Genomic DNA, 20,782 nt, shown 5'->3' on the forward strand with positions numbered 1-20,782 from the left:
GGGTAATAGATTTCATGGAATGCAGCTTAATTGAACAGATTTTACGTGATGCGTTAGGGCTTGAAGAAGTTCACGCTAGCTCGGATGGTAGCCATTATAAAGTGATCGCCGTAGGTGAATGCTTCGATGGTATGAGCCGAGTCAAACAGCAACAAGCCATTTATGCACCGTTGACGGCACACATTGCCAGCGGTGAATTACATGCATTAACGATCAAAACTTTCACGCCGACTCAATGGAAACGCGAAAAAGTTTTCAACATGCCTAGCTAGTGAGGAAAAGTGGATAAACTAACAATTCAGGCAAGCCCCCCGCTTGCCGGTGATGTGATTATTTCGGGTGCTAAAAATGCAGCTTTGCCTATTCTGATGGCCGGTGTATTGGCTGAAACCGATTTTGTGGTTTCTAACGTGCCCAATCTGCGTGATGTGAGTACGAGCTGTAAATTATTACGCTGTCTCGGCGCTGAAGTGACTGAACTCGGTGACGGACAGATCCGCATTTCTACCACTAATCTGAATGAGTTTTGCGCTCCCTATGATCTAGTGAAAACCATGCGTGCTTCTATCTTGATCTTAGGGCCGTTATTGGCTCGCTATGGTACGGCTGATGTGTCATTGCCTGGCGGCTGTGCCATTGGCGCAAGACCAGTGAACTTGCACTTACATGGCCTTGAAATGATGGGCGCCAAGATTGAAGTGAAAGAAGGTTATATCAAGGCCCGTGTTGATGGTCGTCTTAAAGGCGCACATATCTTTATGGACATGGTGAGTGTTGGTGCGACCGAAAACTTACTGATGGCCGCAGCATTAGCCGATGGCGAAACCGTGATTGAAAACGCGGCCCGTGAACCTGAAGTGATCGATCTCGCTAATTGCTTAATTGCCATGGGTGCAAAAATCACTGGTGTAGGCAGTGCGACATTGCGTATTCAAGGGGTTGAGCGTTTACAGGGCTGTAATTACCGCGTGATGCCAGATCGTATCGAAACCGGTTCATTTTTGGTGGCCGCTGCGGTGACCCGTGGTCGCATTCGTTGTTTAAAAGCCGATCCTGCTTCACTTGAGTCGGTTATCGCTAAGCTTGAAGATGCAGGCGCGACGATTACTACGGGCGAAGATTGGATTGAGCTCGATATGCAGGGTAAACGTCCGAAGGCGGTGAATATCAAGACGGCACCTTATCCTGGTTTCCCAACCGATATGCAGGCGCAGTTTTGTGTGCTCAATGCCTTAGCACAAGGTACGGCAACCATAACTGAGACTATCTTCGAAAATCGTTTTATGCATGTGCCTGAACTTATCCGTATGGGCGCTACCATGGAGCTTGAAGGTAATACCTGCATCATTCAAGGGATTGAATCTTTAAGTGGTGCTCAGGTAATGGCGACGGATTTACGTGCGTCAGCGAGTCTAGTGATTGCGGGCTTAGTGGCCGATGGTAAGACGATTGTCGATCGTATCTATCACTTAGATCGTGGCTATGAGCATATTGAGAATAAGTTTCAAGGTTTAGGCGCACAGGTTGTGCGTATTCAGTGATCTGTTACTGACTTAAGCTAATTTTGAATCATTAAAAAACCAGCTAAAAGCTGGTTTTTTGTTTTCTGCAGTTGAGCTCGTAATACTGAGTGACACTCTAGTTATCGATCACAATCTTTTCATCGATAATCACAGGCAACTCTTGTTGTTTACCTTGGCGTATCACAGTCATCATCACTTTCTTACCCGGTGTGGTTTCAGCGATGCGGTCCATTAGCATTTCAACGCCTGGCACATCTTCACCATCGTATTTAATAATCACATCCCTTGGCATTAGCAGGGCTCGGGCCGCAGGGCCATTAGGATCGACACCCGTAACGAGCACACCTTTGAGATCGGGTAGATTAAGGATTTGTGCCACCACAGGATTAATCGGCTCGCCAGAAATTCCTAAGGCACCACGGATCACGCGGCCGTTTTTAATCAACTTACCCATAATGCTGTGGGCTAATTTAATCGGGATAGCGAAGTTAATCCCATGGCCGCCACCTTCTTCACCCACTTGGAATGCTGCGGTATTAATACCGATAAGGCTGCCGTTAGTGTCAATGAGTGCGCCACCCGAGTTACCCGCATTAATCGCTGCATCGGTTTGTAGGAAGTCTAAGTAACCTGAACTTAAGCCGTTGCGCCCCGTGGCACTGATGATGCCTTGGGTAATGGTTTGGCCTAAATTGTAGGGATTACCAATAGCGAGTACGACATCACCGACTTGAGGCGGACTGTCGAGATTAACGGGGACAATCGGTAAGTTATCGCCTTCAATTTTAAGTACCGATAAATCGGTTTCAGGATCGAAGCCAACCACTTCAGAGGTAAATTTGCGTCCATCTTGCAGGGCGACAACAATCTCATCGGCTTTCTTAATGACATGATAATTAGTGAGAATATAACCTTCTTTACTCATTATCACCCCAGAACCTAGACCTTGAAGTGAGCCTGAATTAAGCGGCCGATTCTGATCTATGCTGAGGCTATAAATATTCACAACGGCAGGAGCTGCACGGCGTACCGCCTTGGCAAAGGATAGCTCGACTGTGTTGTTGGCACGGGTTTGTAGCAGACTACTACCGAGGGATTGGTTATCGAAATAACGTGTCACCAATAAAAACATGGCCGCCATGATAAGGCCGAAAAGGGTGGCTTTACCGAGATATAACAGAGTGTCTTTTATAGTCATGGCAGGATGGATCTAGAAAAAGGTGAGTTAGATTAACATGTTTAATCGATGTAAGCATAGGGAACCTAAGCTCCCTATGCTTATCTATGGCAGAAAAAATGGCCTATTTTGTCGATTAACGTAGGACTAAATACAACATGCTCTTATCACGCATTATCTTCAGTGCAACGGCACCTTCTTGATCTTTAAGTTGTGCTTTAAGTGTCTTAAGATCTTTAATTGCAGTACGGTTAATACCGACAATCACATCTCCTTTTTGTAAGCCACTCATGGCCGCTGGTGAGCCTTGTGCGACATCGGTAATTTCAATGCCCTTAGATGAGTTTTCTAAGGACGCACCTTGCAGCATAGGATGCACGGCACCAGCCGCTGTTTCACTGGTTTGGCTCGCTTCACCTAAGGTCACTTTAACTGTTTTCTTATCACCGTCACGGATGAGTCCTAACTCAACGTTAGCACCTGCACCCATAGTGGCGACTTTAGCCCGAAGTTCTTGGAATGACTTAATACCACGGCCATCAACGCTGATGATAATATCACCTGCTTTTATACCGGCCTTCTCTGCGGCACTGCCCTTGGCTACTTCATTCACGAAGCCGCCGTGTTGAGTGTCTAAACCGAAACCTTGGGCGAGTTGGCTATCGAGATCACGTCCCGAAATACCTAATACACCGCGGCGTACTTCTCCGTGTTCGGCAATTTGTGCCACGAGGTTTTTCACCATATTAGCAGGGATGGCAAAGCCAATACCGACGTTACCGCCGCCCGGTGCTACGATTGCGGTGTTAATCCCAATTAACTCGCCGTTAAGATTGACGAGTGCGCCACCCGAGTTACCACTGTTAATCGCGGCATCAGTTTGAATAAAGTTTTCCAGCATTTCAATGCCTAAGCCGCTACGGCCTAAAGCACTAACAATGCCCGAGGTGACGGTTTGACCTAAACCGAAGGGGTTACCAATGGCAACGGCAAAGTCACCTACGCGTAAATCATCGGAATCAGAGGCTTTGATTGCGATGAGGTTTTTCGCTTCAATTTGCAATAATGCGATATCTGACTCTGAGTCAGTACCAATCAGTTTTGCTTTTACTTCACGGCCGTCATGAAGACCAACTTGAATATCATCAGCACCGTCAATCACATGGTTGTTTGTGACGATATAGCCTTTTTCTGCGTCAATAATCACGCCTGAGCCTAAGCCTCTAAAAGGACGCTCTTGCACTTGCTCTTGTGGTGCATTAGGGCCGAAAAAGTAACGGAAAACATCAGGTACTCTTTGCTTAGAAACATGAGTCCCCGTTACCGCTACTGATACGACTGCGGGCGTCGTACGCTCAAGCATAGGCGCAAGACTTGGAATGGATTGTCCCTCAACCGTCTGTGGAATGGCGGCCTGTGAGACGACAGGCATTATAGTCAGGGTAGCGGCTAACATTGCGGCTGAAAGTACAGATAATTTTGTTTTCATCTATTCATAACTCCAAATAAGGGTTGAAAGATCTGGATGTAATGCATCAGCAATCGTGCGAGTGCCAGATCAAATCTGTATCGGTACCGGCTATTTGCCTAGGTAATCACTCAGACTCGCACCTTATTGAAAAAGTTCATTATATTAATAAATGTTAATTTTTTTAGCCTATTTTATCGGCTGTTTCATACTTGTTTCCGAACAGAAATCTGTGGGCGATATTAGGATTTTTCAAGCCCTAATATCAGCAGATTTTGCTGATTAAAATGACCTACAGCATAGATGGTTATTAGACGTTTGTATGCAGTTTAGCGCTAAGGTAAAAGTCGTATTCTGCATTAATATATCCTGCGTCATATTGGCCGTGCTAATATCGTCACAGTTTTAATAAAGGACATAAGAGAATTTAAACGTGCCTCAGTTAAGCCCTTGGCAGCATTATCAAAAAGATCTTACCCGCGACGGTTTTTCCCATGATCCGGCTCAAGAAATTGCCGTTAAGGCGTTACAACGCGTCTATGAAGACTTAACTACGGCAGAAGAGCCTAGTTCTATTGTGGGGAAATTGTTTAGCGCATTAGGCTTAAAATCGGCACCAGCATCACCTAAAGGCCTGTATCTTTGGGGCGGAGTTGGGCGCGGTAAAACCTACCTGATGGATACTTTTTTTGATGCCTTGCCTGGTGAACAAAAATTGCGGGCTCACTTCCATCGCTTTATGCATCAATTGCATTTAGATTTGGACGAGTTAAAAGGCGTTCGCGATCCTTTGTTGGTGATTGCGAAAAAGATGGCCGCAAAATATCGCGTTATCTGTTTCGATGAATTCTTTGTCTCTGATATTACCGATGCCATGCTATTAGGTACGCTGTTTCAAGCGTTATTTAAAGAAGGCGTTGTGCTGGTTGCAACTTCGAATATTATCCCCGACGACTTATATAAAAATGGCTTACAGCGCGCACGTTTCTTACCTGCGATAGCCCTAATTAATCAACATTGTGAAGTGCTCAATGTGGATTCTGGCATTGATTATCGATTGCGTACCCTTGAGCAAGCAGAGATTTATCATCATCCATTAGATGCACAAGCTGATGCCAATCTGATACGTTATTTTAGCCAGTTAGCGCCTGAGTCTGAGGTGCTTACTGCTGACATCGAAATAGAAGGCCGCAGTATTAGTATTCGGCAGCAGGCGCAGGGCGTATTGTTGGCCGATTTTAGAGCGCTCTGTGATGGCCCGCGAAGCCAGCGTGACTACATGGAACTTGCGCGGATTTATCATACTGTTCTCGTGAGTGGCATAGAACAAATGGGCGCCTTTTTGACTGGCGATGACATCGCCAGACGTTTTTTAGCTATGGTCGACGAATTTTACGAGCGCAATGTAAAGCTGATTGTATCGGCTCAAGTGCCACTCGAAGATATTTATGCCGATGGTTTGCTTAACTTCGAATTTAGGCGTTGCCGTTCACGCTTAATTGAGATGCAATCCCACGATTATTTAAAAACCGAACACCTGCCGTAACCCAGTAGTGTAAGAGTTTTGCATTAGCTGCGGCCTTAAATCACCAGAGGCTTGTTAATCCTTAGGATGAAAAGCCAGATTGGTCGATATTTTATAATTTTTATCAAAATATCAGGTGATTTTTAACTCAGCTTTGTCTATACTCCGCCACCTGCCCACGTTACTCCGCCAATTGGGCGGAAGTTGTAAGCCGAAGTCGGTGCTCGAAGGGGTACTAAAAGGCAATTTTGTGTTGTTTGCAAATGCAGACAACATGTGAGACAGAAAATTAACTTTGGGTTTTTGTAATAATGAAGACTTTTACTGCTACACCAGAAACTGTAACTCGTGACTGGTTCGTCGTCGACGCAGACGGCAAAACTTTAGGTCGTATCGCTACTGAAATCGCTGTCCGTTTACGCGGTAAGCATAAGCCAGAATACACTCCACACGTTGATACCGGTGATTACATCATCGTTGTTAATGCTGAAAAAGTGACTGTTACTGGTAACAAAGCGAAAGGCAAAACGTACTACTCGCATTCAGGCTTCCCTGGTGGCATTAAGCAAATCAGCTTTGAAAAGCTGCAAGCGCAAAAGCCAGAAATGATCATCGAGAAAGCAGTTAAGGGTATGTTACCAAAAGGTCCTCTGGGCCGTGCCATGTTCCGTAAACTGAAAGTTTACGCTGGCGCAGAACATAACCACACTGCACAACAACCTCAAGTTCTTGATATCTAAACGGGATTAAGCAAATGGCTGCAACTCAGTACTACGGCACTGGCCGTCGCAAAACCTCTACAGCTCGCGTTTTCGCTAAAGCAGGTAGTGGCAACATCGTTGTAAATCAACGTCCTTTGGATCAGTATTTTGGTCGTGAAACTGCTCGTATGGTTGTTCGTCAACCTTTAGAGTTAGTTGAAATGACTGACAAGCTGGACATCTATGTAACTGTTAAAGGCGGTGGTATCACTGGCCAAGCAGGCGCAATCCGTCACGGTATTACCCGTGCTCTGATGCAATTAGATGAAGCACTGCGTCCATCACTTCGTTCTGCTGGTTTCGTTACCCGTGACGCTCGTAAAGTTGAGCGTAAGAAAGTGGGTCTACGTAAAGCACGTCGTAAGCCACAATTCTCTAAGCGTTAATTCGTTTTTGGAATATCAAAAAACCCAGCCTATGCTGGGTTTTTTATTGGCTAAAAATTGACGGTATAAGAAAACTCTTTGGTTGGAGTATGCTGATATACAATAGATTTATATTAAGCGAGTGAGTTTGAGGTAAGCATGACTTTTCAAATTTTTATGCTAGCAGTGGCACTTGTGTTGGTTTTGGAAGGCCTTGGGCCATTATTATTCCCAAATAAATGGCGTCGTTATTTAAATGAACTCTCCCATCAAAATCAGCAAGTTATCCAGCGACTTGGTGGGGCATTAGTCACGGCTGGAGTCGTTCTTTGGGTTATTTTTGCATGAAAAATAGCCTGCTTGCCCTTATTAACTAAGATCTGTTAAAATTCTTTTTTAACCGCAACCTTGCAGCAAATAATGGGCAAAAACGTAGTTGTTCTCGGCACCCAATGGGGTGACGAAGGAAAAGGTAAGATTGTCGACCTTCTAACAGAACAGGCAAAATATGTAGTTCGCTATCAAGGCGGCCACAATGCTGGTCATACCTTGGTTATCGACGGTGAAAAAACCGTTCTTCATCTGATCCCATCGGGTATCTTGCGCGATAATGTGAAATGCATTATTGGCAACGGTGTGGTGCTTGCACCTGACGCCCTGATGAAAGAGATCAACATGCTGAAAGATCGTGGAGTTCCTGTTGAGGAACGTCTGTTGATCTCTGAAGCGTGTCCGCTGATCCTTCCCTTCCATTGTGCCCTTGATATTGCCCGTGAAAAAGCGCGCGGTAATAAAGCTATTGGTACAACTGGCCGTGGTATTGGACCTGCGTATGAAGACAAGATCTCTCGTCGCGGTCTGCGAGTAGGCGACCTGTTCAATGCTGAACTGTTTGCTGAAAAGCTGAAAGAAGTTATGAAATACCATAATTTTATGCTGACAGAGTACTATCAAGTCGAAGCGGTTGATTACGAGCAAACGCTAGCAGATGCTTTGGCTATGGCCGATTATCTGAAGAGCATGTGTGTTGATGTGACTGAACTATTGGATACTGCGCGTAAAGCCGGTGAGCCAATTCTGTTCGAAGGCGCTCAAGGTACATTACTCGACATTGACCACGGCACATACCCATTTGTAACCTCTTCAAATACCACTGCTGGTGGTGTTGCGACGGGTTCTGGTTTTGGTCCGCGTCACTTAGACTATGTCTTAGGTATCATGAAGGCTTACACCACTCGCGTAGGTGCAGGTCCATTCCCAACTGAACTATTATGTGAAGTCGGTGATCATTTAGGTACTAAAGGTCATGAGTTTGGTGCAACAACGGGTCGTAAGCGTCGTCCAGGTTGGTTGGATGCTGTGGCAATGCGCCGCGCAGTTCAAATCAACAGTGTCAGCGGCTTCTGCTTGACTAAGTTAGATGTACTTGATGGTCTGAAAGAAGTGAAGATTTGTGTCGGTTATCAGAATCCTGATGGCACTATCTCTAAAGTCACTCCGCTGGCCGCTGAAGGTTATGAACTGGTTACGCCGGTTTATGAAACTATGCCGGGTTGGAGCGAGTCGACTTTTGGCGCGACATCAATTGAGCAACTGCCTCAAGCAGCGATCAATTATATCAAGCGTCTTGAAGAGTTATTAGAAACACCAATCGACATTATCTCTACGGGTCCTGATCGTAACGAAACCATGATTTTGGTTAATCCGTTCAATTAAGATCTGTTAAGGCCGTGTTTCACGGCCTTTTTCTCTGCTTCTTTATGCCTTTCTCTGTTTCATTCTGCGGTTAGAAATTCAGCTCAAGCTCAAGAAATAGGTTATACTGCCGATGCAAGTATTCATCCTACTGTCATTGAGAGTCGTTATGCTACGTACAGCACTCGTTGCGCTACTGCCTTTAGTATCTTCAATGTGCTTTGCTGAAACGCAGGCGGTGGATATTTATAGTCAAGATCAATTGCTTGATTTGATCCGTAGCAATCAATACTTAGCGAAAGTGAAACGTGATGATTGCCAGTTAGTCCAAGACATTGAGGCGCGAGCCCAAGTCTTAAAACAGCCTTTATATCAATTTCTTTGGGGCGAAATGCTCAATCATGGAACGTGTGTAAAGGCTAACCCTGTGAAGGGTATTGCTTTGTTACGTGACTCGGCCGAACAAGGTAGCTCAGAAGCGATGTTAAAGCTTGCCGAGTATTATCAGAGTGGGAAATTTGTCATCCGCAATAAAGACAGAGCAGTGCATTATTTACTGCCTGCGGCTGCAAGTGGCAGTTTATCCGCTCGTATGATGTTAGTTCGTTTATTCGGTGAAGGTTATGGTAGTCCTAGGGATTACGAGATGGCCTATCATTGGTTATATAACGATGTATTTGCGGACGAGGCGACTAAGAATAAAGCCTTGTCTTTACTGCAGGTGTTAGCAGCTAAAATGCCCCCCAGTGCAGTGGCGCGGGCCCAGCAAGAACAGTTGCGAACCCGTTAAGTGGTCTCTTAATCTAGAGACACATTATTTGGATATTGAATGATCAAAGACCCTCATTTTGAGCGTGAACAGGATAAGTACGAAAACCCTATCCCAAGCCGTGAGTATATTCTCGATTACTTACGTTCTCAAAAATCACCTATCACTCGTGACAGCATTGCCGCGGCGTTAAACATCCAAGAGGAAGAACAACTTGAGGCCTTGCGCCGTCGCCTACGTGCGATGGAACGCGATGGCGAACTGGTGTTCACCCGTGGGCAAAGCTATGGCTTACCCGAGAAAATGGATCTGATCCCCGGCACTGTGCTCGGACACAGAGAAGGCTTCGGCTTTTTCAAACCCGATGAAGGCGGTGATGACTTATTTATTTCGAACCGCGACATGCTGATGTATTTCCACGGTGATAAAGTGCTGGCGCAAAAAGCGGGCACAGATCGTCGTGGCCGTCGCGAAGCGCGTTTGGTTCGTCTGATCCAGCCGCGAAGTGCCGCGATTGTTGGCCGTTATCATGTCGATAGCGGTATGGCATTTGTCATTGCCGATGATAAGCGTATTACCCAAGAAATTTTAGTCGCGAATGAAGATCGCAACGGCGCCCGTCAAGGTGATGTGGTTGTGGTTGAATTAACGCGTCGCCCAGGCCGTTTTGTTAAGGCTGCGGGTAAAGTGACTGAAGTGCTCGGTAAGCAAATGGCGCCGGGGATGGAAATCGAAATTGCCCTGCGTAATTATGATTTACCCCATACTTGGTCACCTGTGATTGAGAAGAAACTGCGCCGTATTCCCGATGAAGTAACCGACGCCGATAAAGTCGGTCGTGTGGATTTACGTCATCTGCCATTAGTGACTATCGACGGTGAAGACGCCCGCGATTTTGACGATGCCGTGTACGCGGAGAAAAAAGCCGGTGGCGGCTGGCGTTTATGGGTTGCGATTGCGGACGTTAGTTATTATGTCCGCACTGATTCTGCCTTAGATACCGAAGCACGTGCCCGTGGTAACTCTGTGTATTTCCCATCGCAAGTGATCCCTATGCTGCCGGAGAAAATCTCCAATGGCCTATGTTCACTTAATCCTCACGTCGACCGTTTATGTATGGTCGCCGAGATGACCGTATCTGCTAAAGGTAAGTTGTCGGGTTATAAGTTTTATCCGGCTGTGATGTATTCCCATGCCCGTTTCACTTATACCCAAGTGGCAGCAATGTTAGAAGGCGGCCCAATTGCGCCTGAGCATGAAGCCTTGTTCCCGCATTTGCAGTGTTTACAGTCATTGTATTTAGCGCTCGATGAGCAAAGAGCCGAGCGTGGTGCGATTGCGTTTGAAACCATGGAAACGCAGTTCATTTTCAATGAGCAGCGCAAGATTGATAAAATCGTGCCGCGTGGCCGTAATCAAGCCCATAAAATCATTGAAGAATGCATGATTTTAGCCAACGTATCTGCGGCTAAATTTGTGAAGAAACACAAAGGCGATGTGCTGTACCGAGTGCATGAAGCACCATCTGAGCAAAAGTTGGCAAACTTTAAAGAGTTCCTTGCTGAGCGTGGTTTGACTATGCCTGGCGGACTTGAGCCAACGCCGTCAGATTACCAGAACGTGATGCTGCAAATTGCCGACCGCCCTGATGCTGAACTTATCCAAGTGATGTTACTGCGCTCTATGCGTCAGGCAATTTACACTCCGGATAACGAAGGTCACTTCGGTTTAGCCTTAGAAGAATATGCGCATTTTACCTCGCCCATTCGCCGCTATCCGGATTTAGTGTTACATCGTGTGATCCGTTATTTACTGGCGAAGGAAAGAGGCGAAGCCACTGAGAAGTGGACGCAGGATGGTGGCTATCATTATCAGCTCGATGAGCTCGACCAATTAGGCGAAGAGTGTTCAACCACAGAACGTCGTGCCGATGAAGCGACTCGCGATGTTAGCGATTGGCTGAAGTGCGAGTTTATGCAAGATCACGTCGGCGATACCTTTGAAGCTGTGATTGCCTCAGTGACCAGTTTTGGTTTGTTTGTGCGCTTAAATGAACTGTTTATCGATGGCTTAGTGCATATCTCAAGTCTTGGTAGCGATTACTACCAATTCGACCCTATGCGTCAACGTCTTATCGGTGAGCACACAGGTCAAGTTTATCAAGTCGGCGATCCTGTGACGGTTAAGGTTGCTGCAGTCAACTTAGATGACAGACAGATTGATTTGGTTATGCTGGGTGATGACGGCAAAGGTGGTAAACGTAAAGCATCTGCCAGCCGTGATAAGCCGATGACAGCCCGTGAGCGCGTTAATCGCGAAGGTGCTAAGCAAGGAAAAGCGGGTAAAACCGCAACGCCTAGCACTAAGGCTGAAGCTGGCAAAGCCAAACCTAAGGCTAAAGCGGGCACTAAAGCGAAAAAAACAGCAGTAAAAGATCCGGCTAAAAAGCCAAAAGCCGCTAAGCGGAGCACGAGAAAGAAATAAATGAAAAAACAAGATATTATTTTTGGGATCCACGCAGTTGAAGCCCTGTTAAAGCACAGCCCTGAGCGCATTATCGAGTTATGGCTGTTACAAGGCCGTGACGATGAGCGCTTAACTGTGCTGGCCAATCAGGCCAAAGCTTTTGGCACGACGATTCAGGTCGCTTCTCGTAAAGCCTTAGATGACAAAGCGGAAAGCAGTCAACATCAAGGCATAGTCGCGCGCGTTAAAGCGGCGAAAGTGTTGAATGAGCAAGATTTAGATGTGCTGCTTGCTAACACTGAGCAAGCATTCTTGCTGATTTTGGATGGCGTGACGGATCCCCATAACTTAGGCGCTTGTTTACGTAATGCTGATGCGGCGGGCGTGCAAGGTATTATCGTGCCTAAAGATAATTCAGTTGGCTTAACGGCCACTGTAAGTAAAGTGGCATGTGGCGCGGCAGAAACCGTCCCTTTATTCCAAGTGACTAATCTTGCACGTACTATGCGTCACCTGCAGGAAAAGGGTGTGTGGATAGTAGGCACCGCGGGCGAAGCAGATTGCGAGCTTTATCAAGCCGATCTTAAAGGGCCATTAGCGATTGCCATGGGCGCGGAAGATAAAGGTTTACGCCGTTTAAGCCGTGAGTCTTGTGATTCACTGATCTCTATCCCTATGGCCGGTAGTGTGTCTAGCTTAAACGTATCGGTTGCGACCGGTATTTGCTTATTTGAAGCAGTGCGTCAGCGTCGTAGCTAATATGCTCACGTTTGCCTGATTTCGAACATGAGGTATCAGGCTTGCAGTAACGACTTGTTGCAGTAACTATCTGTTTTAGTTAGAGCTTACAGAAATAAAAAGGCCGATTAACTTTAAACAGTTAATCGGCCTTTTTCTTGGCCTTTTTATGTCAGCGCTTTGTCTAGGTTGATCTGATGGCTATCGGCGTCATCCGTTTGAACGGCTTCAGGCTCTGCTTGCTCGATATCGAAACTGAAGGCGAGTTGCTCCTCATCACTGTCATTTGCGTCGATAATATCGTCATCGACACCATCAGCCCCTAAATCATATTCCGCTTCATCTAGGTTAGCGCTGGGCGTCATATGCTCTTGAATTGATTCAACATCAACCCGAGGGTCCAACGCTGCCGCCAGTGGTGAAGAGACTAAGTCGCCCGTCGCCATTATGTAGTCTTGGGTGACATTGGTTTCGACTTTTTGCTGTGAATGTACATAACGTAAACGCACAAAGAGTATTAAGGTACAGGCTGACATAAAGCCATATAACATGTTATTGCCAAACCATTGCATTAATGTCGATGCGATAAGCGGACCGATACTGGCGCCTAAGCCGAAGGTTAATAATATTGTTGCTGATAAGCCTACCCGCTCATTTTGCTCTACTCGAGAGTTGGCAAGCGCTGTGGCGAGCGGATAGAAAGTGAAACCTAAAATACCAAATAGGAAAGTCATCACCAGTGAAATCACCGGATGATAGGGGGTTAAGGCGATAGCTAAGGCTAAGATACCGAGCAATATACAGTTGATACGGATAAGGCGACTGCGGGACATAATGTCGGACAATTTTCCCATTGGCCACTGTGCCAGTAATCCCGCTAAAATCGTTGCCGTCATATACGTGGCGACTTTTTCAGGCGGTAAACCTAAGTTACTGGCGTAGGCGGGAGCGAGACCATAAAACGAACCCACTATCATGCTACCAATCGCGATTGTCGTGAGTGCTTGTGGTGCTTTTTTCCAGTAATAGGCAATTTTGAGTGGGGCAGGAACTAAGGGCGCAGGGTGAAGACGACGCGTGAGTGAAATCGGTACGATACAGAGTGAAAAACAAATTGCGATAAGCAGTAGTGGCTCTAGTCCTAATTCGGGGAAAATACTGATCGCACCTTGGCCCAAGATTAAGCCGAAGTAAGATACGATCATATAACTCGCAAACACAGTGCCCCTTTGATTACTTTCAGCTTGTTCGTTAAGCCAACTTTCTAACACCATGTATTGGCACATCATCCCCATGCCGACCACGAGTCTGAGGAGCAGCCAAACCGCTAGCTCATCCACGAGTGCATGGCCTAATGCCGATGCCGCGACTATGCCTGCACTGGCGACAAAGGCGCGGATATGGCCCACTTGAGCGATAAGTCGATGACCAATCTTAGAGCCTGCCACTAGGCCAACATAGTAGGCCGACATCATGCCGCCAATCCATATTTGTGGCACATTCATCACTGAGAGCCTGAGCCCAAGATAGGTGGTAAGCAAGCCGCCGGCTAATACCATTAATAATGTGGTGCTATATAAAGAGGCGAAAGTGCGCAGCGGATTAGTCATATACAACTCCGAAAACACAAACTAGATTGATAATGAGGAGTGAGTATATCAGGGGTTAGTGTTTATGTTGTGTTGCAAATTGTTGGTAAATCTTGATTAATTGCGCATTTCTGCTCAAAAAATCACTGAATTATGTCGGAACAACTCAAGGGGATGCTTGTAAAGCATTCACATAGACGCCAGTCGAGTAGGCTATTAGCGTCATCTTACTCTATGTATTTCGTCGTATTTTTTAAAAAGAGTTATCTAAAAGTGTAAAGCAAGTTGAAGGTGGTGATGGTATCCATGGGTTGGCTTCCTTCTGGTACCACTTCAGTGTATTTGATGTTCATACCGATCTTAAATGCCCAATCTTGGAACACCAGATTTTTATAGTTCATATCTAAGGTGAGGGTGTTGTTGTTCTCGCCCACTTCCGCGGTGAGATCGGCATTGAGACTGCTGTATTCCTGTAGTTTTTGAGAGAATTTGGCAGCGGTACGAAGAATGACATCTTTTTCGGCATCAGGGCTGGGGATGGTTACCGATTCTGCAGGTAAGTTATATCGATAACCTGGGCCGAACTCGAGACTGAGTTTTGTTTTATAACTACTGATAGCATTGAAACCGTAACCACTCGAAAGAGTCGATATTTGTGTGTAACTACCGAATTGATCCCAAGTAAAATCACCACGTCCGAAGACATAACCCTTAGTCAGTTTATAGTTCGATTGTAACTGTAGCTCATATTTTTCGGAGGTTGTTTGACTTTTTTCTGAGGCAAAATAGGCTTTTAGTGTGGCTTCTTGCTTGGTTTGCTTTGTATCGTAAATCAGTTGGGTTCGACCATTAAAACTGCTGGATTCGGTATTGCCTGTGTTCAGTTGCAAGCCAGCTTCGATTTCCGCGGTAAAATCGCTGGGCGGTTCCTGATAATCAGGTGGAACAAGCGCAAGCGCTGGAAATGAAAGGAAAAACAAACTGATTGGCGCAATAACTTTTAGCATTATGTTTTATTCTTGGTTAGCTGATTTCAGACGTCCGAATGTAGGCGAACCGCCATCATACCTGTATTGATTGGCGAGGCAAAGTTATTGCTTGAGTTTCTGGCTTGCTTTCTGTACTATCTCGCGCTCAAATCAGTCACTATTTTTCGTTCCTTGCCTCCATTTGGTCTGACTGAGCCAATACCGAGGCTACATAACCGTAAGGAGCAATAAATGCGTCATTACGAAATCGTATTTATGGTTCACCCAGATCAAAGTGAACAAGTACCAGGTATGATTGAGCGTTACACAGGTGTTATCACCGAAGCTAACGGCACAATCCACCGTTTAGAAGATTGGGGCCGTCGTCAACTGGCTTACCCAATCCTTGACCTGCATAAAGCTCACTACGTTCTGATGAACGTTGAAGCTAAAGCAGAGACGATCGAAGAGCTAGAAACAGCTTTCCGTTTCAACGACGCAGTTCTGCGTAACATGGTAATGCGTACTAAAGTTGCCGTTACTGAAGCATCTCCAATGGCTAGAGCTAGAGATGAGCGCGATTCACGTCGTGGCCCAGCTGGCGAACGCTCATATGATGAAGCTCACGCTGAAGAAATCGCTGAGTAAGGTAATCTGTGACCACCAATAACTTGGTGTTGTCAGGAACGATAACTCGTTCAAGACGCTTTAAAAGCCCAGCAGGTATTGCACACAGTGTAATTATGTTGGAACACAAATCGCAGCGTTATGAAGCCGAAATGCTCCGCAACGTCTACGTACAAATTCAAGTGATATTGAGTGGCCCACGCTTTGAAAGCGTCGCAGAAGATCTGAAAGCAGGTGTGGAAGTACAAGTGCAAGGCTTTATGACGCTTCAACAGGGGCGTAATGGTCAGAACCGCTTAGTCATCCATGCCGAAAATGTCGAATTGAAAACTTAGGAGACTGTCAACATGGCACGTTATTTCCGTCGTCGCAAGTTCTGCCGTTTCACCGCTGAAGGTGTTGCAGAAATTGATTACAAAGATATCGTTACTTTAAAGAACTACATCACTGAAAGCGGCAAGATTGTTCCTAGCCGTATCACTGGTACTAGTGCTAAATATCAGCGCCAACTAGCTCGCGCTATCAAGCGTGCTCGTTATCTTTCTCTACTGCCATACACTGATTTACATCAGTAATTGCAGTATTCCTAATCGAATATAGAGGATTTGATAATGAACGTTATTCTGCTTGATAAAATCGCTAACCTAGGCAACTTGGGTGACCAAGTTACTGTTAAAGCTGGTTACGCTCGTAACTACCTTTTGCCACAAGGTAAAGCTGTTGTTGCTAACGAAAGCAACGTTAAAGTATTTGAAGCTCGTCGCGCTGAATTAGAAGCTAAATTAGCTGCTGAATTAGCTGCTGCTAACCTACGTGCTGAGAAAATCACTGCACTGGAAGCTGTTGTTATTGCTTCTAAAGCGGGTGATGAAGGCAAACTGTTTGGTTCAGTTGGCAACCGTGACATCGCTGATGCAGTGACTGCTGCTGGTGTTGAGCTGGCTAAATCAGAAGTTCGTTTACCATTAGGCGCTCTGCGTACTACTGGCGACTTCGAAGTTGAAGTTCAGTTACACACTGAAGTTAAAGCTGTTGTTAAAGTTTCTATCGTTGCAGAAGCTTAATTACTCCTTGCTTTAATCTTAGCTTGTATTAAGAGAAACACCGCTTCGGCGGTGTTTTTTTATGGCTGAAATTTAGGATTTGAGTGTATTTAGGTTTTGATATCGGCTCTGCGATGGATTTAAGCAATAGGTGATACGCGCCTACTCATTCAATCTCATCATCCAAAAGTGTATTCGCTGCTAAAATACGAGCCCAAATAAAAGCCGCTTACTGCAAAACAGTGAGCGGCTTTTTGTTTAGATCAACTGATTCAGCTCTGGGTGTTAATTTCTTACTAAATCCAGTTCTTTAATCAGATTATCGGCATGGTCGACTTCGTCCATCATCCACAGGATATAGCGAATATCCACGTGCACTGCACGGGTGATGGTTGGGTTGAAGAACCAATCTTTAGTGATAGCTTCATAGGTTGAGTCGAAGTTAAGGCCCACTAACTCACCTTTTCCGTTGAAGACAGGTGAACCGGAGTTACCACCTGTGGTGTCCACGCTGGATAAGAAATTAACCGGTACTGAGTTAAATTCCTCTGGTTTATCTAAACAAGAGAAGAGTCTGCAAATCCAGCCGCGGGGATCTTGATAAACCGACTTCACCAGATGATCGCCAAAACGTTGTTCGCTAATCGCATCGAGGAGTTTTTTCGGCGCATTATAGGGCTCAACGCCTGTGTGTTTTGCGACTATGCCATCAAGACGAGTAAACGGCTGTTTATAGAGCGCATCACGTGATTGATAACCATCAACCATGCCATAGCTGATCCGTAGCGTACCGTTGGCGTCAGGGTAGACTGGCCAGTTGTTTGCTTTGTAGTATTCGATCACGGCCGCCATATAATCAGGGCGAGCACTAGATAGCTTGCCGTCTAAGATTTTTTCTGATTTTTCCTGTGCCATATTCGTGTCGTAAAGTGCTACGGCTAAACGAATAAAGGGATCTGCACTGGTTTCGAAAGCGCTAGCATCGGCATTCATCCACGCAAGGCGCTTAGCTTGGTCTGTGAGCGTAGTGAGTGAGTACAAACCATCAAGTTTAGCTGCGAGATCGGCATCTTTCGTGTTTACATTTAGCATCTCATCGAGTGCTGCTACGCGATTTGATTGGCTAAGGTAAGCATTTAAATCCTGTAGCCACAAAGTCTTATCAACAGTGACATCAAAACTTGAATCGATACGTTTAAGACGTGAGCTTAGCATAGCAATATCACGTTCTTGGTAGCCTTGCTCACGCTCGGCATCGGGCTTTTGTTTTTCTTTAGCAAGACGGTAGAGGCTGTTTGCTGCGGTTAACAATGTGCTAGATTGAGCATTGGTAAAGTAGTAATTACTTTGGAATGCTTGTTGTTGCTCGGCGAGTAACACTTCTAACTCAGCAATGAGATTTTGATTTAGCTTAGGGTTTTGTTTAAGCCAAGCTAAAAAATTATCTTCACGGCTTTGCTTAATGCCAATGATATCCGTTGCTTTAAAACCCGCTAATAGGCCGTTGAGTTTCTTCATCCGGTTGGCCATTGAGGCCATATTACCTGCGTACTTAATGGCGATATCGGCATCTTTTTGTCCCATAGCCTCGATAGTATCAATCTGTAATTGATAGCGCTTAGCTTGGGTTGGGTACAACCAATCACTGGCAAATTTAAGTTCACTGGTCAGGTTGTAACGGCTAGTCGTGCCTGGGTAACCCGCCACAAACACACCGTCACCGGCTTTTACACCATCGGCATTGACCTTAAGGTAGCTCTTTGGCTGGTAAGGAATATTATCGTCGCTATACGCGGCAGGTTTGCCATCTTTACCCACATAAGCCCGTAGGAAGGCAAAATCACCCGAATGGCGTGGATATTCATAGTTATCAATATCGCCACCATAGCCCCCAACACTTTCAGGTGGTGCGTAGACTAAGCGCACATCGCGGATCATCAATTGCTTGATTAAGTAGTATTCTAAGCCGTTATGGAAACTGCGGACATTACAACGATAGTTAGTATCGGCTTCACAGTTTTTGATGAGCGCTTTACTGTGATTTTGAATGTCTTCGTAACGACTTAGCGGGTCTTGGCTGAGGTCTTTATTGATTTGCGCGGTGACATTGGTCACTGCTTCTGTGATGTATAAGCGTTCGTTAGGACCGGCAGAGGGTTCCTTGTCCATCGATGTTGCTAAAAAGCCTTGTTCTAGGTAGTTATGCTCTTGCTTAGTGTTATATTGTATCGCCTTGTAGGCACAATGGTGGTTTGTCACAACTAGCCCTTGGGGGGAGACAAAACTGGCGGTACAATAGCCCAGCCCAACCACGGCGTTCATTGGATAACTTGTCAGATCGGCCAGTTTTTCTGCTGGAATATTGATTCCGCGTTCACTGAGTTTGTCTGCAATTGAAGGCATTTGATAAGGTTGCCATTGTCCTTCGTCGGCAGTTGCTATGCCGGATGTCAGTACTAAGGCCGCAACCAATGCAATACGCATGTTCTTTCCTTATTGATTGTTAGAGTGTCCGTTGGAATGAAATAACAGGCGAGTGTAAACATCCTGTTTGCTTGACGCGGGTTTTATATCATATTTTGTTAAGTTGTTGGAAATCGGGAGCGTTAATGTCACAACAAGGTGCTTTTAAGACTAAAAGTAAGCCAAGAGATTTGCAGCTTGATGGACTCAAGCTGCCACCGCATTCAATTGAGGCTGAACAATCGGTATTAGGCGGCTTGATGTTAGATGCCGAAGCGTGGGACAGGGTCGCTGAGGCTGTCGTAAAAGAGGATTTTTACTCTCGCTCACATAAGATGATCTTCTCTGCCATGCACAGATTGGTTGATTTAGGGCAACCGATCGATTTGATCACTGTTTCTGAACAGTTAGAAGTTGAGAACCAATTAGAAGATGCTGGTGGTTTTGCCTATTTAGGTGAGATTGCGAAAAATACCCCAAGTGCGGGTAATATTTTATCTTACGCTGAAATCGTCCGTGAACGGGCAGTGGTCCGTGACATGATCCGCGTCGCACATGAGATTGCCGATGCGGGCTATAACCCAGAAGGTCGGGACTCGGGTGAATTACTCGACCTGGCTGAGAGTAAAGTATTTAAGATCGCAGAGATGCGAACTAATGCTAATGAAGGTCCCGAAGGCATTAAAACTATTCTGGAAAAAACCGTTGATAAGATTGAGCAGCTTTACAATAACCCCCATAACGGTGTGACTGGAGTATCGAGCGGTTTTAACGATTTGGATAAGATGACCGCTGGTTTCCAGTCTGGCGACTTGATTATCGTTGCGGCGCGTCCTTCTATGGGTAAAACCACCTTTGCGATGAACTTGTGCGAACAGGCCGCAATGAATGAAGATAAACCCGTACTTATTTTCAGTCTCGAGATGCCGTCAGAACAGATTATGATGCGTATGTTGGCCTCCTTAGGCCGCGTCGATCAAACTAAGATCCGTACTGGTCAACTCGATGACGAAGATTGGGCGCGGGTTTCATCGACCATGGGTATCATGCTCGAGCAAGGTAAAATGTATATTGATGATGGTTCGGGATTAACCCCGACCGAAGTCCGTAGCCGCGCGCGTCGTATCGCCCGTGAGTACGGTGGTTTATCTATGATCATGATAGATTACCTGCAGTTAATGCAGGTGCCCGCCTTAAAAGATAACCGTACCTTAGAAATTTCTGAAATTTCACGCTCGCTGAAAGCATTAGCCAAAGAGTTGGAAATCCCGATTATTGCCCTGTCGCAGCTTAACCGCTCGCTCGAACAAAGGGCCGATAAACGTCCTGTTAACTCGGATTTACGTGAATCAGGCGCTATCGAGCAAGATGCGGATCTCATCATGTTTATTTATCGCGATGAAGTGTATAACAACGATTCTCAAGATAAAGGCACGGCAGAAATCATCATTGGTAAGCAACGTAACGGCCCCATTGGTCGGGTGCGGCTCACTTTCCAAGGGCAATTTTCGCGTTTCGATAATTATGCTGGGCCGCAGTTTGAAGAAGATTAATTGACGTTTAAAAACAGTCAGTTTGCGTTTGCAGAAGATGAGCTGTATTGAT

Annotated in this window: 20 protein-coding genes; 15 read left to right on the plus strand and 5 right to left on the minus strand. The window is 45.7% G+C overall.

The features are described 5' to 3' along the window. The first annotated feature begins 14 nt into the window (after nucleotides 1-14). Nucleotides 15-272 (plus strand): BolA family protein, encoded by a 258-nt coding sequence (locus GWI56_RS18840; RefSeq protein ID WP_006086065.1) that lies wholly within the window; start codon nucleotides 15-17, stop codon nucleotides 270-272. 9 nt (nucleotides 273-281) lie between these two features. Next, nucleotides 282-1,541: a UDP-N-acetylglucosamine 1-carboxyvinyltransferase gene (murA, locus tag GWI56_RS18845; protein WP_105251399.1), complete on the plus strand. Its 1,260-nt coding sequence runs from the start codon at nucleotides 282-284 to the stop codon at nucleotides 1,539-1,541. 97 nt (nucleotides 1,542-1,638) lie between these two features. Here the strand turns inward: murA and degS are convergent, their stop codons facing one another. Both degS and degQ read right to left on the minus strand, forming a co-directional pair. Further along, entirely contained in the window at nucleotides 1,639-2,721 is a 1,083-nt protein-coding gene (degS, locus tag GWI56_RS18850; protein WP_198573775.1) for an outer membrane-stress sensor serine endopeptidase DegS, read from the minus strand. A 115-nt stretch (nucleotides 2,722-2,836) separates the two neighbouring features. Continuing rightward, the gene (gene degQ, locus GWI56_RS18855; RefSeq protein ID WP_105251401.1) at nucleotides 2,837-4,189 is read right to left on the minus strand and encodes a Do family serine endopeptidase DegQ; all 1,353 of its coding nucleotides are present in this window, start codon (nucleotides 4,187-4,189) and stop codon (nucleotides 2,837-2,839) included. Nucleotides 4,190-4,601: 412 nt separating this feature from the next. Here degQ and zapE point away from each other — a divergent pair, with 412 nt between their 5' ends. From zapE to rlmB, 8 genes are all read left to right on the plus strand, one after another. Further along, nucleotides 4,602-5,714, plus strand: coding sequence for a cell division protein ZapE (gene zapE / locus GWI56_RS18860; RefSeq protein ID WP_105251402.1), 1,113 nt, complete (start codon nucleotides 4,602-4,604; stop codon nucleotides 5,712-5,714). A 290-nt stretch (nucleotides 5,715-6,004) separates the two neighbouring features. Then, nucleotides 6,005-6,433 (plus strand): 50S ribosomal protein L13, encoded by a 429-nt coding sequence (rplM, locus tag GWI56_RS18865; protein WP_105251403.1) that lies wholly within the window; start codon nucleotides 6,005-6,007, stop codon nucleotides 6,431-6,433. A gap of 14 nt (nucleotides 6,434-6,447) precedes the next feature. Beyond that, nucleotides 6,448-6,840: a 30S ribosomal protein S9 gene (gene rpsI, locus GWI56_RS18870; protein WP_006083052.1), complete on the plus strand. Its 393-nt coding sequence runs from the start codon at nucleotides 6,448-6,450 to the stop codon at nucleotides 6,838-6,840. A 138-nt stretch (nucleotides 6,841-6,978) separates the two neighbouring features. Continuing rightward, nucleotides 6,979-7,167, plus strand: a complete 189-nt coding sequence (locus GWI56_RS18875; protein ID WP_198573776.1) for a DUF2065 domain-containing protein — start codon at nucleotides 6,979-6,981, stop codon at nucleotides 7,165-7,167. Nucleotides 7,168-7,239: 72 nt separating this feature from the next. Continuing rightward, on the plus strand, nucleotides 7,240-8,535 hold the full coding sequence (locus GWI56_RS18880; protein ID WP_028759421.1) for an adenylosuccinate synthase: 1,296 nt from the start codon (nucleotides 7,240-7,242) through the stop codon (nucleotides 8,533-8,535). Between the two features lie 112 nt (nucleotides 8,536-8,647). Beyond that, nucleotides 8,648-9,304, plus strand: coding sequence for a flagellar protein MotX (gene motX / locus GWI56_RS18885; protein WP_113939975.1), 657 nt, complete (start codon nucleotides 8,648-8,650; stop codon nucleotides 9,302-9,304). Nucleotides 9,305-9,343: 39 nt separating this feature from the next. Then, the gene (gene rnr, locus GWI56_RS18890; protein ID WP_198573777.1) at nucleotides 9,344-11,767 is read left to right on the plus strand and encodes a ribonuclease R; all 2,424 of its coding nucleotides are present in this window, start codon (nucleotides 9,344-9,346) and stop codon (nucleotides 11,765-11,767) included. Further along, nucleotides 11,768-12,508, plus strand: coding sequence for a 23S rRNA (guanosine(2251)-2'-O)-methyltransferase RlmB (rlmB, locus tag GWI56_RS18895; RefSeq protein WP_198573778.1), 741 nt, complete (start codon nucleotides 11,768-11,770; stop codon nucleotides 12,506-12,508). Nucleotides 12,509-12,654: 146 nt separating this feature from the next. Here rlmB and GWI56_RS18900 read toward each other — a convergent pair whose 3' ends face one another. Both GWI56_RS18900 and GWI56_RS18905 read right to left on the minus strand, forming a co-directional pair. Next, complete coding sequence (locus GWI56_RS18900; protein WP_198573779.1) at nucleotides 12,655-14,097, minus strand: MFS transporter; 1,443 nt, start codon at nucleotides 14,095-14,097, stop codon at nucleotides 12,655-12,657. Nucleotides 14,098-14,339: 242 nt separating this feature from the next. Further along, complete coding sequence (locus tag GWI56_RS18905) at nucleotides 14,340-15,083, minus strand: DUF481 domain-containing protein (protein ID WP_168825486.1); 744 nt, start codon at nucleotides 15,081-15,083, stop codon at nucleotides 14,340-14,342. A gap of 213 nt (nucleotides 15,084-15,296) precedes the next feature. Here GWI56_RS18905 and rpsF point away from each other — a divergent pair, with 213 nt between their 5' ends. From rpsF to rplI, 4 genes are read left to right on the plus strand one after another with little or no spacing between them, the layout of a single operon-like run. Beyond that, nucleotides 15,297-15,692, plus strand: coding sequence for a 30S ribosomal protein S6 (gene rpsF, locus GWI56_RS18910; RefSeq protein WP_105251410.1), 396 nt, complete (start codon nucleotides 15,297-15,299; stop codon nucleotides 15,690-15,692). An 8-nt stretch (nucleotides 15,693-15,700) separates the two neighbouring features. Next, nucleotides 15,701-16,006: a primosomal replication protein N gene (gene priB / locus GWI56_RS18915; protein WP_105251411.1), complete on the plus strand. Its 306-nt coding sequence runs from the start codon at nucleotides 15,701-15,703 to the stop codon at nucleotides 16,004-16,006. 12 nt (nucleotides 16,007-16,018) lie between these two features. Beyond that, complete coding sequence (rpsR, locus tag GWI56_RS18920) at nucleotides 16,019-16,246, plus strand: 30S ribosomal protein S18 (RefSeq protein WP_006083042.1); 228 nt, start codon at nucleotides 16,019-16,021, stop codon at nucleotides 16,244-16,246. Nucleotides 16,247-16,282: 36 nt separating this feature from the next. Further along, nucleotides 16,283-16,735, plus strand: a complete 453-nt coding sequence (gene rplI / locus GWI56_RS18925; protein WP_113939970.1) for a 50S ribosomal protein L9 — start codon at nucleotides 16,283-16,285, stop codon at nucleotides 16,733-16,735. Nucleotides 16,736-16,999: 264 nt separating this feature from the next. Here rplI and GWI56_RS18930 read toward each other — a convergent pair whose 3' ends face one another. Beyond that, complete coding sequence (locus tag GWI56_RS18930; protein WP_198573780.1) at nucleotides 17,000-19,198, minus strand: S46 family peptidase; 2,199 nt, start codon at nucleotides 19,196-19,198, stop codon at nucleotides 17,000-17,002. 125 nt (nucleotides 19,199-19,323) lie between these two features. On the opposite strand from GWI56_RS18930, the gene dnaB reads away from it, so the two are divergent. After that, nucleotides 19,324-20,730: a replicative DNA helicase gene (gene dnaB, locus GWI56_RS18935; protein WP_198573781.1), complete on the plus strand. Its 1,407-nt coding sequence runs from the start codon at nucleotides 19,324-19,326 to the stop codon at nucleotides 20,728-20,730. The last annotated feature ends 52 nt before the right edge of the window (nucleotides 20,731-20,782 follow it).

It is taken from the genome of Shewanella sp. DW31 (genome assembly GCF_015767295.1).
GTDB classification, from domain to species: domain Bacteria; phylum Pseudomonadota; class Gammaproteobacteria; order Enterobacterales; family Shewanellaceae; genus Shewanella; species Shewanella oncorhynchi.